At 54.2% G+C, this 15,620-nt stretch carries 16 protein-coding genes and 1 tRNA gene; 12 read left to right on the top strand and 5 right to left on the bottom strand.

Features of this window, described 5'->3' with window-relative positions:
- Positions 1-55: 55 nt before the first annotated feature.
- Positions 56-1,096, bottom strand: coding sequence for a phenyltransferase domain-containing protein (locus GN111_RS18115; protein WP_155305100.1), 1,041 nt, complete (start codon positions 1,094-1,096; stop codon positions 56-58).
- A gap of 220 nt (positions 1,097-1,316) precedes the next feature.
- Here GN111_RS18115 and argS point away from each other — a divergent pair, with 220 nt between their 5' ends.
- The 7 genes from argS to mepK all read left to right on the top strand — a co-directional run bounded on the left by argS (position 1,317) and on the right by mepK (position 8,979).
- Positions 1,317-2,984: an arginine--tRNA ligase gene (argS, locus tag GN111_RS18110; protein ID WP_155305099.1), complete on the top strand. Its 1,668-nt coding sequence runs from the start codon at positions 1,317-1,319 to the stop codon at positions 2,982-2,984.
- 209 nt (positions 2,985-3,193) lie between these two features.
- Positions 3,194-3,883 carry an SPOR domain-containing protein gene (locus tag GN111_RS18105; RefSeq protein WP_155305098.1) on the top strand — a complete coding sequence of 230 codons (690 nt, stop codon included), beginning with the start codon at positions 3,194-3,196 and terminating at the stop codon, positions 3,881-3,883.
- 173 nt (positions 3,884-4,056) lie between these two features.
- Positions 4,057-4,341 (top strand): Asp-tRNA(Asn)/Glu-tRNA(Gln) amidotransferase subunit GatC, encoded by a 285-nt coding sequence (gatC, locus tag GN111_RS18100; protein ID WP_155305097.1) that lies wholly within the window; start codon positions 4,057-4,059, stop codon positions 4,339-4,341.
- Between the two features lie 62 nt (positions 4,342-4,403).
- Positions 4,404-5,867 carry an Asp-tRNA(Asn)/Glu-tRNA(Gln) amidotransferase subunit GatA gene (gene gatA / locus GN111_RS18095; RefSeq protein ID WP_155305096.1) on the top strand — a complete coding sequence of 488 codons (1,464 nt, stop codon included), beginning with the start codon at positions 4,404-4,406 and terminating at the stop codon, positions 5,865-5,867.
- A gap of 7 nt (positions 5,868-5,874) precedes the next feature.
- Complete coding sequence (locus GN111_RS18090; protein WP_155305095.1) at positions 5,875-6,057, top strand: hypothetical protein; 183 nt, start codon at positions 5,875-5,877, stop codon at positions 6,055-6,057.
- Between the two features lie 156 nt (positions 6,058-6,213).
- Complete coding sequence (gene mutL / locus GN111_RS18085) at positions 6,214-8,073, top strand: DNA mismatch repair endonuclease MutL (RefSeq protein ID WP_155305094.1); 1,860 nt, start codon at positions 6,214-6,216, stop codon at positions 8,071-8,073.
- Positions 8,074-8,427: 354 nt separating this feature from the next.
- The gene (gene mepK / locus GN111_RS18080) at positions 8,428-8,979 is read left to right on the top strand and encodes a peptidoglycan L,D-endopeptidase MepK (RefSeq protein WP_155305093.1); all 552 of its coding nucleotides are present in this window, start codon (positions 8,428-8,430) and stop codon (positions 8,977-8,979) included.
- A gap of 99 nt (positions 8,980-9,078) precedes the next feature.
- On the opposite strand, the gene GN111_RS18075 is transcribed toward mepK, so the two are convergent.
- Positions 9,079-9,183: transfer RNA gene (locus GN111_RS18075), tRNA-OTHER, on the bottom strand.
- Positions 9,184-9,548: 365 nt separating this feature from the next.
- On the opposite strand from GN111_RS18075, the gene GN111_RS18070 reads away from it, so the two are divergent.
- From GN111_RS18070 to GN111_RS18050, 5 genes are all read left to right on the top strand, one after another.
- Positions 9,549-9,998, top strand: coding sequence for a hypothetical protein (locus tag GN111_RS18070; RefSeq protein ID WP_155305092.1), 450 nt, complete (start codon positions 9,549-9,551; stop codon positions 9,996-9,998).
- A 125-nt stretch (positions 9,999-10,123) separates the two neighbouring features.
- Complete coding sequence (locus GN111_RS18065) at positions 10,124-10,921, top strand: recombinase family protein (protein WP_155305091.1); 798 nt, start codon at positions 10,124-10,126, stop codon at positions 10,919-10,921.
- Positions 10,922-11,004: 83 nt separating this feature from the next.
- Positions 11,005-12,540, top strand: a complete 1,536-nt coding sequence (locus tag GN111_RS18060; RefSeq protein ID WP_155305090.1) for a recombinase family protein — start codon at positions 11,005-11,007, stop codon at positions 12,538-12,540.
- Positions 12,537-13,448 carry a plasmid partitioning protein RepB C-terminal domain-containing protein gene (locus GN111_RS18055; RefSeq protein WP_155305089.1) on the top strand — a complete coding sequence of 304 codons (912 nt, stop codon included), beginning with the start codon at positions 12,537-12,539 and terminating at the stop codon, positions 13,446-13,448. Before GN111_RS18060 ends, GN111_RS18055 begins: the two co-directional genes overlap by 4 nt.
- Complete coding sequence (locus GN111_RS18050; RefSeq protein ID WP_155305088.1) at positions 13,432-14,313, top strand: plasmid partitioning protein RepB C-terminal domain-containing protein; 882 nt, start codon at positions 13,432-13,434, stop codon at positions 14,311-14,313. The genes GN111_RS18055 and GN111_RS18050 overlap by 17 nt, the downstream gene beginning before the upstream one ends.
- Before the next feature lie 60 nt (positions 14,314-14,373).
- Here the strand turns inward: GN111_RS18050 and GN111_RS34460 are convergent, their stop codons facing one another.
- The 3 genes from GN111_RS34460 to GN111_RS34455 form a co-directional block, all read right to left on the bottom strand.
- Positions 14,374-14,517, bottom strand: coding sequence for a DUF4186 family protein (locus GN111_RS34460; protein WP_353740205.1), 144 nt, complete (start codon positions 14,515-14,517; stop codon positions 14,374-14,376).
- Between the two features lie 35 nt (positions 14,518-14,552).
- Positions 14,553-14,933 (bottom strand): response regulator, encoded by a 381-nt coding sequence (locus GN111_RS18040; RefSeq protein ID WP_155305087.1) that lies wholly within the window; start codon positions 14,931-14,933, stop codon positions 14,553-14,555.
- 389 nt (positions 14,934-15,322) lie between these two features.
- A complete protein-coding gene (locus tag GN111_RS34455; RefSeq protein ID WP_155305086.1) occupies positions 15,323-15,598 on the bottom strand; it encodes a DUF4186 family protein in 276 nt (91 codons plus the stop codon).
- Positions 15,599-15,620 lie beyond the last annotated feature (22 nt).

Raw genomic sequence — 15,620 nt, 5'->3', positions numbered from 1 at the left:
TGGACTTTTTATAAGTTCATCATCTTTAGCATCCCCAAAAAGCGGCTGACGGCAATTACCCGGGCAAACCGGCCTGTGCCCACCAGGCGTGGCTGAACAACTGGCTGGCGGGCGTCAAGTTGAACAAGGCGTCGGCGGCCATGAGCACAACCGCATTGGTCCAGGCGATCTTCTCTTCGGGCCAGCGGGTCATGTCCGGAAAGGTAAACCCGCACCAGAAGGAGCCGTCGTCGAACACGTGCTCCGACAGCCAGCTGAAAACGATGTGGGCCTTTTCCATATCGCCCATTGCGGCCAAGGCCAGCACCAGTTCGGAGCTTTCCGCAATCGTCACCCAGGGGCGGTCGGAAACGCAGCGGACGCCCAGTCCCTCGACGACGAATTTCTTCCACTGCCGCTCGATGCGCCGGCCGGCGGCCTCTCCGGTAACCGCTCCGCAGAGGACCGGATAAAACCAGTCCATGGAAAAACGGGATTTGGTCATGTTGAACAGGGCGGGTCGGTTGCGGATTGCATCGCCGAGACGGTCCAGGGCCTCGGCCCAGGGCAGGGTCGCCATGCCCAGTTCGGCGGCAATGGCAATGGCGCATTTCAGGCTCATGAAGATGGAGCTGGAGCCGGTGAGCAGGGCCATGCGATCCACCTGGCCTTGGGGGCTGACGGCCCAATAAATTTCACCATGGGCGCTCTGGTGGCTGACGGCAAAATCGACGGCCCGCCGGACGGTCTCCCACATGGATTCCAGAAAAACACGGTCCCTGGTGATCAGCCAGTAATGAAAGACGCCTACGGCGATGTAGGCGCTCATGTTGGTTTCCCGGGTGCGATCTTCCGCAGCGCCGCTGCGGTAGGCGGCATACCAGCTTCCGTCGGCCAACTGGTTGGCACGCAGCCAGAAAAAGGCCTGGCGGGCCGCTTCCAGACAACCGCCGATCACCAGGCCCATGGCCGCTTCGACATGATCCCAGGGATCGGTTTTGTCCCCCCTGGACCAGGGAATTTCCCCGGACGGCAATTGGGTGGCGGTAATCAAACGGCACACGGCATCGATATCGACGGCCAGCTTACGCTGCTGTTTACAGATACTCACATTCATTGCGGCACAAAACTTTCTTAACTTTTCCAGAATCCAGGCACTTCCAGCAGTCCGGTTTTTTTACGTTGGAATATGCCCGGATGCAAGGAAAAACCCCAATTGGAACCTTCTTGACTTGGGTCGGAAAACTCTCTATGAATCAAAATTTATCCAAAAACGCGTGCCCGTCGGCAGGCAGAAGTGCTTGTTGCCGCCGGCCATCGACGCTCAGGAAGACCCCATGAAAGAAAAATTACGGCAAATGATCCTGGCGGCCGCATCCGCCGCCCACGCCAATGGCGTGCTGCCTTCATCCGAGTTTTGCGAGGTGGTGCTGGAAGAACCCAAGGCCGACAGCCATGGCGACCTGTCCACCAACATGGCCATGCAGATGGCCAAAATCCAGCGGATGGCCCCGCGCAAGATCGCCGAGGCGCTGATCGAATACCTGGACGACAGCCAGGACATCCTCGACCATACAGAAATCGCCGGACCGGGATTCATCAACTTTTTCATCCGGCCGGCCGCCTGGCACCCCGCTCTGACCGTCATTCACGATCAGGACGATCAATACGGCCGCTGCAACCTGGGCCAGGGCAAGCGGATCCAGATCGAATTCGTCAGCTCCAACCCCACCGGTCCGCTGCACGTGGGCCACGGCCGCGGCGGCGCCGTTGGCGACAGTACGGCCAGTATCCTTTCCCTGTGCGGCTATGACGTGCAGCGGGAGTACTATATCAACGACTCCGGCCGCCAGATCCAGACCCTGGGCATTTCGGTCTATCTGCGGGGCCGGGAGATCCTGGGCAAGACGGTGGATTTCCCGGAAACCTGCTACCAGGGCGATTATATCCGGGACCTGGCCCAGGAATTGATGGATCGGGACGGCCAGGCCGTTTTCGAAAAGGAGGAAGCCGAGGCCATCATGCCCTGTGCCCGTTTTGCCGCGGAAAAAATTATCGACGGCATGCGGGCCGACCTGGTGGACTTCGGAATCGTTTTCGACCGCTGGTTTTCCGAGCAGAGCCTTTACGATGACGGCAAGGTGGACGCGGACATCGATTTTTTCAAGGAAAAAGGGCTGATCTACGAAAAAGAAGGCGCCCTGTGGTTCAAGACCAGCGATTACGGCGACGAAAAAGACCGGGTGGTGGTGCGCAACAACGGCCAGACGACCTATTTCGCTTCGGACATTACTTACCATCGGGACAAGTTCGAGCGCGGCTTCGACACGGTCATTGACGTGTGGGGCGCCGACCACCACGGCTACATCCCCCGCATGAAGGCCGCTGTGGAAGCATGCGGGTACGAACGCGACCGGTTCGGCGTCCTGCTGGTGCAGTTGGTCAACCTGCTGCGGGGCGGGCAGCCGGTGGCCATGTCCACCCGGGCCGGTGAATTCGTTACCCTGGCCGATGTGGTCAAGGAGGTTGGTCGGGATGCGGCCCGCTTTATTTTTCTGACCCGTCATTACGACAGCCCTCTGGATTTCGACCTGGACCTGGCCAAAAAGAAGACCAACGACAACCCGGTGTACTACGTTCAGTACGTTCATGCGCGCATCGCCAGCATCCACCGCAAAGCCGCGGCCGACGGGCTGGATGTGGCCGGCTTCGGTCCATCCGATCTGGCTGCGCTGGAAACGCCTGAGGATGTCTCTTTGATCAAGGCCCTGGCCCGTTATCCTGAGGCGGTGGAAACAGCCGGCCGGTTCATGGAGCCCCATCGTATCACCTATTATCTGATGACCCTGGCCGCCGCTTTTCACACCTACTACAATCGGCATCGGGTCTTGTGTCCCGACGACCTGAAGCTGACCCGCGCCCGGCTTTATCTGATTACGGCTGTCCAGAAGGTGATTCGCAATGGGTTGGGGCTGTTAGGGGTGTCGGCTCCGGACTCCATGTAGCCATTTCAAAAATGTCTTTGTGCCCAATATCTGCGTTGGTGCCGGTTTCCAATTCCTCGACAACCTCCAGGTTGCCTGCGGATTGGAACCCGCCCCCGCCTTGATCTTGAACACAAGTCCTATTTTTGAGTATTTTCGTTTAAGATGATCGGTCGTATGGCAAGACCGCAGGCACCGATAAAGAACAACCGTCAAGGAAGGTTTCCGCTGTGACCAAGGCCGCTGAATCCAAGCAGCCCATCGCCTGGGGGCGATATCTGCTGGTTTTCTTTGTTGCCGCCTGGATGTTCGTTCTCGGCGTTCTGGTCGGCCGTGGAACCGCGCCGGTGACCTTCGACACCCAGGCGCTGCAAAAAGAGCTGGCGGATCTTCGCAACGCCATGATGCAAAAAGAGCAGGAGGCGGTCGAAAAGGCCATCCGCGGGGAAGACGAACAGGAACCCCTGGAGTTTTACGAAGCCCTGAAAACCGAAGAATCGGACACGGCCGTGGCCATGCCGGTTCCCCAAACGACCCCGGCGGAACCATCTCCCGTTTCTAAGGAAATTGACAAAGCGGGAACGCCGCCCCATAAAAAACGGGCCACGTTGATGCCCAAGGGGGAGCGTGCCGTCAAATTGCCGACGCCGGTTCAACCCCGGGAAACGAAGGAACCCTCAACGGCCACGGGTACGTTGACGCTTCAGGTGGCATCCCTGAAAGACGGCGCGGCCGCCGAGCAGATCGTTGCAAATCTTAAAAAGGACGGGTATCCTGCCTTTCTGGCCAGAAGCGTCATTCCCGGCAAAGGCCTCTGGTTCCGGGTGCGCGTGGGCAGCTACGCAACCCGTGAGCAGGCGGCCGCCGACATCGAGCGGCTGACCCGGGACGGGAAAAAACCCATGCTGGTCAAAAAATGATGGACTCGCAAAAAGTCGCATTTCCGACGGGCTCGTAAAAAGGCCGAGATCAAGGCTTGCGAATCCTGAGGAATGAGTCGTACTTATGGTACGTCGCAGTGACGAAGGATGAAGCGTAACGCCGATATCGGCGTTTTTACGAGTCCGTTAAAAATCAATAAAGGATCGCTTCTATGAAAATCACCAAAGAGGAAGTCCTGCATGTGGCCCAACTGGCCCGCCTGGATGTCGACGAGGCCGATATCGAACGGTTTGCCGGACAGATCGGCACTATTCTCGAATATGTGGACACCCTGAAAAAAGTGGATACCGGTGGTGTGACCGGTACCTCCCACGCGATTACGCTGACCAACGCATTCCGGGAAGATGAGGAAAAAGAGCAACTGGCCCCCGAAGATGCCCTGGCCAACGCCCCGGAAAAAGACGACAGTGCCTTTATCGTGCCCAAAATTATTTGAGCGGCACCCATTTTGCCCGTTCGAGGCTGCGCTGGGCCGCGGCCCTGCAAGGAACCCACGCCATGAAACTGCATGAATTGACCATCGAACAGGCCAGCGACCTGTTGCAGAAAAAAGAGATCTCTTCCGTTGAACTGACCCGCGCCGTTTTCGAGCGTATCGAGGCGGTGGACGGAAAAGTCGGTGCGTTTTTGACCCTGGACCGGGAAGGTGCCATGGAACAGGCTGCCGCCGCGGACCGGCGCCTGGCCGGGGGCGACGGTGGGCCGCTAACCGGAATTCCTTTAGGCATCAAGGATCTGATGTGCACTAAGGGGCTGCGTACCACCTGCGCCTCGAAAATTCTGGAGAATTTCATTCCGCCATACGATGCCACCGTGGTTACCAGGTTGAAAGCGGCCGGGGCGGTGATCGTGGGCAAGTTGAACATGGACGAGTTTGCCATGGGCTCCACTACCGAACACTCCGGTTTCCAGGTCACCCGCAATCCCTGGAATCTGGACCGCATCCCCGGCGGCTCCAGCGGCGGCTCTGCGGCAGCCGTTGCGGCGGATATGTGTCTGGGGGCGCTGGGATCCGATACCGGCGGCTCCATACGCCAGCCGGCCTCGCACTGCGGGGTGGCGGGGATCAAGCCTACCTACGGCCGGGTCTCCCGTTTCGGTCTGGTGGCGTTTGCCTCTTCGTTGGATCAGATTGGCCCGCTGGGCAAGACCGTGACGGACTGCGCCATCATGCTGGACGCCATCGCCGGTCACGACCCCAAAGATTCCACCTCGGTCCCCGAACCGGTACCGGCGTTTGCCGACATCGATGGCGACGGCCTCGGCGAAGTGACCATCGGCATCCCCAAAGAATACACCTCGGCTCAGGGACTGGATCCCCAGGTGGGAGCGGCCGTGGAGCAGGCGGTGAAAACCATCGAATCGCTGGGCGCCCGCTGCATTGAAGTCTCCCTGCCCCATACCGACCATGCCGTGGCCGCTTACTACGTAATCGCTCCCAGTGAAGCCAGCTCCAACCTGGCCCGCTACGACGGCGTCAAATACGGCTTCCGGGACAAAGCGCAGACCGATCTGTTGCAAATGTACCGCAGCACGCGTTCTCAGGGATTCGGTCCGGAAGTGCAGCGGCGGATCATCCTGGGCACCTATGCCCTTTCCGCCGGCTATTACGATGCCTATTACGGCAAGGCCTCCCAGGTGCGAACCCTAATCAAAAACGATTTCGAAACCGCTTTCGCGTCCTGCGACGCCGTCGTTTCCCCGGTGGCCCCGACCCCGGCTTACGGCATCGGCGAAACCCTCGACGATCCGCTGGCCATGTATCTGTCGGACGTTTTCACCCTTTCCGCCAACCTGGCCGGCATTCCTGGGATTTCGGTGCCCTGCGGCTTCTCCGACGACGGCATGCCCATCGGTTTGCAGATCATGGGCAGGCATTTCAATGAAGCCGCCCTGTTCAAGATTGCCCGGCAGCTGGAGTCAGCGCTTTCCATCAATACCCGCAAACCCAATCTGGAGTAAGTCTCCCATGACCACCATACAGCCCGAGGGCGAAAGCCTGAGAAAAGCCGTTCAATGGATTTCCGAAGAGAAAAAGGCCGGTTCGACCCGGACGCATCAGCAGCTTCTGGAGGCGGCCTGCCTTAAATTCAACCTGAATCCTATGGAGGCGGAGTATCTGGCGCGCAGTTTTAAAGAGACGTCTCCGTAAGAAGGCCGATATCCGCGTTACGCTTCGCCCCTCGTCACTGCGGCGTACCTTTATGTACGCCGCATTCCTCGGGACTCGCAAGCCTTGATCTCGGCCTTCTTACGAAGCCGTCTGGAGGTTGATTTTAATCTCCTTTTCTGATTTTTGGATAATCACATGTCTAAAATACGGGTCCTTCCGGAAAATCTGTCCAACAAGATCGCGGCCGGGGAAGTGGTGGAGCGGCCGGCTTCGGTGGTCAAGGAGTTGGTGGAAAACGCCATCGACGCCGGCAGCAGCCGCATCCTGGTGGAGATCGAACAGGGCGGGCGCAAACGCATCCGTGTGTCGGACAACGGAGATGGGATGGGCCGCGACGATGCCCTGCTCTGCCTGGAGCGGTACGCCACTAGCAAGATCTTACGCGAACCGGATCTGTTTTCCATCCGGACCTTGGGCTTTCGGGGAGAGGCCCTTCCCAGCATCGCCTCGGTTTCCCGTTTTACCCTGATCACCCGGGAGAAAGAGGCCGATGCGGGCACCCAAATCGAGGTGGCCGGGGGGCGCATCAACAGCGTATCCGATGCCGGCGCGCCGGCCGGTACCATGGTCAGTGTCGCCAGTCTTTTCTACAACACGCCTGCCCGGCGCAAGTTCCTGAAAAGCGTCAACACAGAGATGGGTCACATCGCCGACACCATCGCCAGCATGGCCCTGTGCCGTCCGTCCGTCCAATTCCGGCTGGACCACAACAACCGCACGGTGAAAAGCTGGGCAGCCGCCGCTACGCCCGTCGATCGCGTGGCCGATGTGTTGGGCAGCGGGGTCAGGAAAGACCTTTATCCAGTAGAATGTGAAACCGAAGACGTCCGGATCGGCGGGTGGATTGCCGCGGCCCGGATGAACCGCTCCACGGCCCGGGGGATCTACCTGTTCGTCAACGGTCGCTGGATCAAGGATCGGGTTGTCCAGCACGCGCTTTTCGCCGGATACAGCGGCCGGCTGATGAAGGGGCAGTATCCGGTGGCCGTGCTGTTTTTAACGGTGCCTTTCGATCAGGTGGACGTCAACGTTCACCCCACCAAGCACGAAGTTCGATTCATCCGGCAGAAAAGCGTCCATGACACCGTCCGGGGCGCCGTCGCCGAAACTTTGCGCCAATCCGATCCCACCCGGCGACGGGCTCCCGCGGCGGCCGATTCTTTTGCCGTCGAAAGGCAAAATGCCGTGGCGGAGCCCCGGAGCGAATACCGCACCGCGCCGCAGTCGGGGGCCAAAGAGAAGCCGCCTGTCTTTCGAGAGCCGGCCCAAACGACGCCGCCCGGCGACGGCGGGTGGGAACCTGCTGATGAGAGGCCGGAAACGCAGCCATCCGCCGGTGAAAGACCCGCCCATCCGGCACCACCTCCGAGTCAGCCGGCCCGGCAGGAATCTTTGTGGACCCGACCGTTTTTTTCCGGTCTGACGGTTATCGGCCAGGTCAAAAGTACCTATATTATTTGCGAATCCGACCAGGGCCTGCTGTTGATCGACCAGCATGCGGCCCACGAACGCATCGTTTTCGAACAGCTCAAACGCCAGGCTGCCGAGCGAAGGCCCGCATCCCAGCGGCTACTGCTGCCCGAAACCGTCGATCTGGGATTCCGTGAAGCCCAAATCCTGAATAAAATAGTCCCGGAGTTGGACCGCTACGGGCTGGAAATCGAACCGTTTGGCGGCAATACCTTCGTGGTCAAGGCTCTCCCCACGTTGCTGGACAGCAGCGAGATTCCCGCCCTGATTACCCGGCTGGTCGAAAAAACGGCCGAAATCGGCGTATCGGTGGACATGAAATCCATTCTGGACGGCTGCCTTATGGTCATGGCCTGCCACAATGCCATCCGCGCCCACCAGCAACTCAGCGGGGAGCAGATCAAGACCATGCTCGAACAGCTGGATGCCTGCGAAAACCCTTCCCACTGCCCCCATGGAAGGCCCATCTGGATCCAGTGGACCGTCAAGGAGTTGGACAAACGGTTTCAGCGCATCGTCAATTGATGACGGTGAGGGGTTATCCAGTTGGAAACTGTCGTTTGCCGGCATTCTCTGTTGGATCTATGGGATGAGTCCGGTCTTGGTGGCTTGGGCTTTGCCTTGCGATTGTAATTTGCCGTCATTGGATTGACAAAAAAGTGCACATGTGGCTCTCGAAAGAATGGCTTTTGAGAAGGGTGGTTTTCGCAGTTTGCTATTAAATAAAATATAATTATTATAGTTGTTTAAGTAATTTTTTCGGGTGAGCGTGCTAAAAAAAGATGTTGTCCTCTGAATTGGGCATATTATTTGCTTTTATCTCCAGCAATTCAAACGGATGGCCGAATATGGCCAACAGACGAATCCTTGGAGAATACCATGGGTAACTGCAGTCGACGCGATTTTTTGAAATTCGGAACCGGTTTGCTGGCGGGATGCCTGGTTCCGGCTACTGCCTGGTCCGCGCTGCCGCCGGATGGCAGCCGCCGCACCCTGTCATTTTACAACACCCACACCGGCGAACGGCTCAGCGTCTGCTACTACAGCAAAGGTGCCTATTGCCCCGACGCCTTGAAAAAGATCAACCACATTCTGCGCGATCACCGCACCGGCGAAGTCCAGGCCATCGATCGTCGTCTGCTCGATCTGATTTATACCGTCAACCAGCGCCTGGCATCCGGCACGCCGTTTCACATCATCTCCGGCTACCGCTCTCCCAAGACCAACGCCCAACTGCGCAAGCGCAGCAGCGGCGTGGCCAAACGCAGCTTTCATATGCTCGGACGGGCCATCGACATCCGCCTGCCCGGATGTAACACCGGCAAACTGCGAAAAGCCTGCCTGGACCTGAAGATCGGCGGTGTCGGGTACTATCCCAAATCCGACTTCGTCCATGTGGACACCGGTGCCTTTCGCACCTGGAGGGGATAAGTTCACTGGGCAACGGTCCCTTGACTGCAGGTTCCCCTGATTTTTAACAAAAAACCCGGCCTCCCATTGATTTGCGGGAGGCCGGGTTTTTTAATGAACTGGCGGAGAGAGAGGGATTCGAACCCTCGGTGGAAGTTTCCCCCCACACTCGCTTAGCAGGCGAGATAGCATTTTTCGCGAATCATTGTCATTTCGAAATATTCCTATAATTACAAAGGGTTTATTTTTCAGCAACTTTCAGCAACTTTCAGAAAGATGCCTGTTTTATGATTTCATTGTAACGATTTTTGTAACGATTTTTTTTCTCACTGATTCTTATCACAAGCCAATTTGGTACGCCAGACAATAGGTATCCTGGATTAGAATACATAGTCCAGCCTTCCCTGTGGATACCTTGCTGAGCTGACAATATCATCTGGTTATCAGCCGCCTTTCCATGCCGACTCTAATAGGCAATCCAGAAATCACTGAAAGCAACCGCGTACAGCCAAACATTAACAATGGAGGCTGAGCTCATTCTCGATTAATCCGAAGAAACATCAATAACTTATTTAGAATAGGTGATGACTATGCTTCGGATTTGTAAAAACTGCCAATCCCCCTTTCGCCCTCATTATAAGGTCCCCAACCAGAAATATTGTTCCAGCGACACCTGCCAAAAGGCAAGACGCAACGATTGGCAACGGCAAAAGCGTCACAATGACGACGACTATAAGAAGAATCAGGACGAAGCTCAAAAAAACTGGAGTAGCAAGAATTCTGATTATTGGGGTAAATATCGCGATGAACATCCAGAATATGTCGAAAGGAACAAAAGGCTACAGAAAAAACGGTATGTAAAAGCCGCAAAGGCACGCATTCATGACGAAGCCAATAATCATAAAATTGCAAAGATGGATTACTTGATTCAAAAATCCCTCATCAAACCAGGATATTACATTCTTTATCCGGCTGATCCAGACAACATTGCAAAGATGGACCCGTTGTTAGTCAAAATCGAAATAATTGCAGTGGCTTAAAAAAAAGAGGGTCGATTTTTTTAGAATTGCAAAGAGAGGACTTGATGGCAAGGCTCGCTGATTTGCTGATATCTTAAGTAAAACCTTCGTAAAATGAAATAATCTCCAATCGGGCGACGACCTCAATGTTTAAGACTACGGCAATCGTCCATGCCCCTGGTGCCGAAAATTCCCAGTTGAGGGTAATGGTCAAAAAGCTCAAAAGGTTTTTGGAAAGAATGAGTTTTTACCAGCCAGATATTCGAATCAACAACTATCCTTTACTCGACATAGATTTGCCACAGATTTACCGAAACCCTTCAAATCTGATCATTGGATGGGGACTTGCTGAGAAACCCGACTGGTCTGGCTTGGAATATGCCATCAAAACCTCCAGCGCAATTCGGATTTTCATCGCTATCGACCTTTACGAGACTCATGGAAGATCCGGACGAGTTTTGCTGGTTCCAAATTTGAAGAATGGGCGTTATTGGCGGCATAAGTCTTGGCAGTCGAAGTGCAAACAATTCCTAATGGGCGGTTTCGTCAGCTATGTGGCCCCCTTTGGAATGAAACGCGTACCTGGCGTCAGCATATACAGCGACGACTATGGCCTGTCCAACTACCATACGCTTGTTCCAGGCGCTGTCCATGAAATTGAGATCGTACGCCTGATGTTCGATCTTTATGTCAACCACGGTTACACAATGGCGGGCATTACGAACCTGCTGAATGCTCAAGGCGTGTCAGCTGCAAATAAAAGCAAGGTTTGGAATCCCAAAAAGGTGAGGAACATTATCACATCCGCTTTTTACATCGGATCAAATCAATTCGGTCCTTGCATTAAACACAACGTATTTCCTGCCATCGTAGACCGGTCAACCTTTTACGCTGCACAGGAAAAAATTTTTGAGATGCCGGTAGAAACTTCTGTTTCTACCTGAATAAATACATCTGTTTTTGTCGATTAGTTAAGGACGAAACGACCATGATCGTTTACGACTCTGATCACACACCAGGCGGAGCTATGTCTGATGAAGACCTGGTCCCGGCTGTCCAATATGTTCGCATGTCAACGGAACACCAGAAATACTCTACGGAGAACCAAAGTGATACCATTCTCAATTATGCTCAGCAACACGGTATGAAAATCATCCGAACCTATGCTGATGACGGTAAGAGCGGGCTCCGGATTGATGGTAGGGACGCGCTTAAGCTCCTAATCACCGATGTTGAAAGTGGTCAAGCCGACTTCGAAGTCATTCTGGTCTACGATATCAGCCGATGGGGACGATTCCAGGATGCCGATGAAAGTGCCTATTACGAATACATCTGCAAACGCGCTGGTATCCGTGTGATCTACTGCGCAGAACAGTTTGAAAACGACGGCAGCCCGATATCCACCATTGTAAAGGGTGTGAAACGAGCCATGGCCGGAGAATACTCCCGGGAACTATCAGTCAAGGTGTTCGCCGGTCAGTGCCGCTTGATCGAAAAGGGGTTCAGGCAAGGTGGCATGGCCGGATTCGGATTGCGGCGCATGCTCATTGATGAAAACGGTAACGAAAAGAGCCTCCTTAGACATGGCGAGTACAAAAGTCTACAAACCGACCGGGTAATACTGGTCCCCGGTCCTGCCAACGAGGTCGAAATTGTCAACGCAATATATAAAAAATTCGTTTATGACGGGCTATCGGAATTCGAAATTGCCAAGCAGCTGAACACTCAGGGGATTCTAACCGACTTGCAGCGCCCCTGGACACGCAGTTCGATCCAGCAGGTCCTCACGAACGAAAAGTACATCGGCAACAACGTGTACAACCGCTCCTCATTCAAGCTGAAACAAAAGCGGGTGAAGAATCCCCCCGAAATGTGGATCAGGTTCAACGGGGCATTCGAGGCCATTGTGGACCCCCAACTGTTCTACCAGGCACAAGGCATCATGCTGGAGAGGCAGCGACGCTTCAGCGATGAGGAGATGCTCGATCGCCTGAGGCATCTGTATCGCAAGCACGGTAAGTTGTCCGGCCTTTTAATCGACGAAACTGAAGGTATGCCATCTTCCGCCGTCTATCGATCCCGCTTTCGGGGACTGGTACGGGCTTATCGGCTGGTGGGGTATACACCAGATCGTGATTACCAGTATATCCGGATAAACCGGTTCCTACGACGAACGCATAAGGACATCGTTACGGATGTCATTCAGCAGATCGAAGCGCTTGGTGGTTACATCGAAAAAGATGAGCACACCGACTTACTCACCATCAACGATGAGTTTTCGGTTTCGATTGTCGTGGCGCGATGCTGGCAGACTCAAGCTGGCAGTTTGCGATGGTTGGTTCGGTTCGATTTCGGGCTGTCACCGGACATTACTGTCGCTTTGAGGATGGATACGGGAAACACGGTCCCCATTGATTACTATCTGCTGCCGTTAATCGACATGGAGATCGAGCGTCTGCGGCTGGCAGAGCACAACGGTGTACAACTGGACACCTATCGTTTTGACAACCTGGACTATTTTTTCGGCATGGCTGAAAGGGCAAAAATGTGGATGGCCGCATGAAAACGAATACTGAACAGCGGGTTGCCATGATTCCCATCGAGCAAATTCGGGTGCTCAACCCCCGCTGCCGTAACAAGGCCAAGTTTAAACAGATCGTAACCAACATTCGCAACATCGGATTGAAACGCCCTATCACCGTCAGCCATTCCAGCTCCAAGGACGGTAAGGGATACGACCTTGTCTGCGGGCAGGGACGGCTGGAGGCATACGTTGCCCTGGGGCAGGAAGAAATTCCGGCCGTTATCATCAAAGTGTCCAAGGAAGACTGCTTTCTGATGAGCCTGGTGGAAAACCTTGCCCGCAGACAGCAACTGAGCGTCGAGTTGGTGCAACAGATTGGCCTGCTCAAGGAGCGCGGGTACGCCTCAGCCGAAATCGCCGCCAAGATCGATGTCACCAAGGAATACGTACGTGGCATCGTACGGCTATTGGAATGCGGTGAAGAACGCCTGATCAGTGCGGTCGAAAAGGGCCAGGTGCCGATCAGTACAGCGGTCGAAATCTCCAGCGCAACTGACGAAGATGCGCAATTGGCGCTGCTGGAGGCATACAAGAAAAAGAAACTGCGCGGCAATGCGCTGACCCATGTCAGGCGCTTGATTGAGCAACGCCGCACCTATGGAAAACAGCTTTTCACGGGCGTCACCTCGGGCAGGAAGAAAGCGCTTACGGCCAACATCCTGGTGAAAACCTACCGCAAGGAGGTCGAACGGCAGACCATGCTTGTTCGCAAGGCCAAGGTATGCGAGGCTCGCCTGCTGTTCATTGTTTCGGCTCTCGGCGATCTGTTCCAGGATGACCATTTTGCCACCTTGCTGCGGGCCGAGGCCATCGATTCCATGCCTAAATATGTGGCGGACCAAATCAAAGACAGGCAGCAGAGAGGTGCCCATGAAAAAGGCGGTTAAAATGGCCTTCGAACCGGAAGTGATCGAGGTAGCCATCGACGACATTCAACCAATGAAAACGATCAAAGCCTCTATCAAGAAAACGGCCAAGTACCGGCAGGTGACTACTTCGGTCAGGGAGGTGGGGATTATCGAGCACCTTGTCGTCTACAGTCTCAAGCAGGTGCCGGGAAAGTTCCTGTTGTTGGACGGCCATCTGCGCCTGGACGTACTCAAATCTTTAGGCAAACGCTCGGTTCGCTGCCTTTTGGCTACCGATGACGAGGGATACACTTACAACCATAAGATTAGCCGCTTGGCACCTATCCAGGAACATTTCATGATTTTGAAAGCCGTGGAAAAGGGTGTATCGGAGGAAAGAATTGCAAAAGCACTGGATGTGGACGTAGCCAAGATACGCCGCAAGCGCAATTTACTCAACGGGATTGATCCGGAAGCAGTGGACATGCTCAAAGACAAGCGCATCACCCCGACCGCCCTGCGTACATTGAGCCGAGTGGTGCCTGACCGGCAGGTTGAGATGTGTGAGCTGATGACGGCAGCCCACAACTACACGGTCCCATTTGCCAAGGCACTGTTAGCCGCAACCCCACCCAGTCAGCTAAAGGAGCCTCTCAAAAAAAAGCTGAAGGGGCTGTCACCCGAAGAGATGGCCCGCATGGAAAAGGAGACCGAAGGACTGGTGAACGATATCAAGTTGATCAAAGAATCATATGGCAAGGACACGTTGAATCTGGTTTTGGCTTGCGGCTACTTGTCGCGCCTGCTGGACAACGGTAAGGTGGTCCACTTTTTATCTTCCCACTATCCAGACATATTGGCCGAGTTTCGAAAGATCATCGCGGCCACTTCTTTGGCAGCCTGAAAACTTGGAATATGCAGTCGGGACAATTGTGCTTATCTATGTTGCCAGAAAAATTTCAATCTATTGAATCTGGTCCCTGATCCACTCCATCACCAACTCCACCACAAACCCAGTTTCATCATCTGTCAGCGTCCTCCCCTTTTCAATCCGATGCCATTTCCGCAGACATCCCCGGCAGCAAGTCGCGGTCGCATGCTGGGCAATGAATACCGCATACAGGAATATAATCCTCAGGTTTTTTAGGCGGCTAATGATTTGCAGACAGAACTTAACGGGAAAGGTTTGAGATATAGATGATCTGCGGTACCATCATCTAAGAGCTCTCTGGCGGCATCAGCGTTTGCACCGGTCATCAAAGCAATCGTGGTGTTTGGTGACGCATTGCGTATCCGTCGAGAAAGCTCAATGCCATCCAACCCTGGCATACTAATATCGGTGAGGACAACATCTTTGTGATCGCTTTTGAAAAGATTCCATCCGTCGAGACCGTTATCAGCTTTGAATATCTCCATGCCGAACATTTCAAAACCTTTGACCAGCAACTCCAATAGCATGTCATTGTCTTCGACGATTAGGATGGACTTAACGGGATTGTTGCGGATTTGAGGATCAACCGGCATCGTTCATCACCTTGAAATCTAATCTGATCTTATAAATCATAGGTCAATGGCCTGATTACAATCCCCAAGGATATCTACCGAAAAATAGAGGGGACAGCTAAAAAACTGTCCCCTTATCTACACACTGGACAACCAACTCTATGTTTGAGGAAGCGCACCCGTTTGTATTTCTCTTACTATAGTCGATACTCGATCCAGTGCTTGATCCTATCCTTTCATGCCGATGTTGAAATATTTTAGCAACCAATGGACTCCTGCAATAAATTATCCGTAATGTCTATTCATGATACGTGTCAATTCAATCTTATTGCCTCCCACCATATATTACCCGTACTGACAAAGGATAACGGAAAATGACAAATTTGATGGTCGATTATGTCCGTTCGCCACTAAGGATCGGTTTTAATGTCCGCCGTGAATTTGATGAAGTATTTCGATGGAGACTCATTGCAAGGGAGAACCGGCGTCTGCTTTCCATCATTTTTGGGGAACGCCGGTGCTAATCTGGTCGTGATGAAATCGACAGCGTGGGAGCGGATGGTGTCGATGCCTTTGGAGTGGATGTATTGGTGATCCTTGTCCGTAAATTTGAACCGAGATCGGAATTTGGTTTTTTCAGGGCGGTGAGGGCTGTGGTGATTTGGTCGGTCATGTTGGTGCTTCAAAAATAGATGGAAACTCAACGTT

The organism is Desulfosarcina widdelii, assembly GCF_009688965.1.
Lineage (GTDB): Bacteria > Desulfobacterota > Desulfobacteria > Desulfobacterales > Desulfosarcinaceae > Desulfosarcina > Desulfosarcina widdelii.
This window is presented reverse-complemented; position numbering and strand designations above follow the sequence as displayed.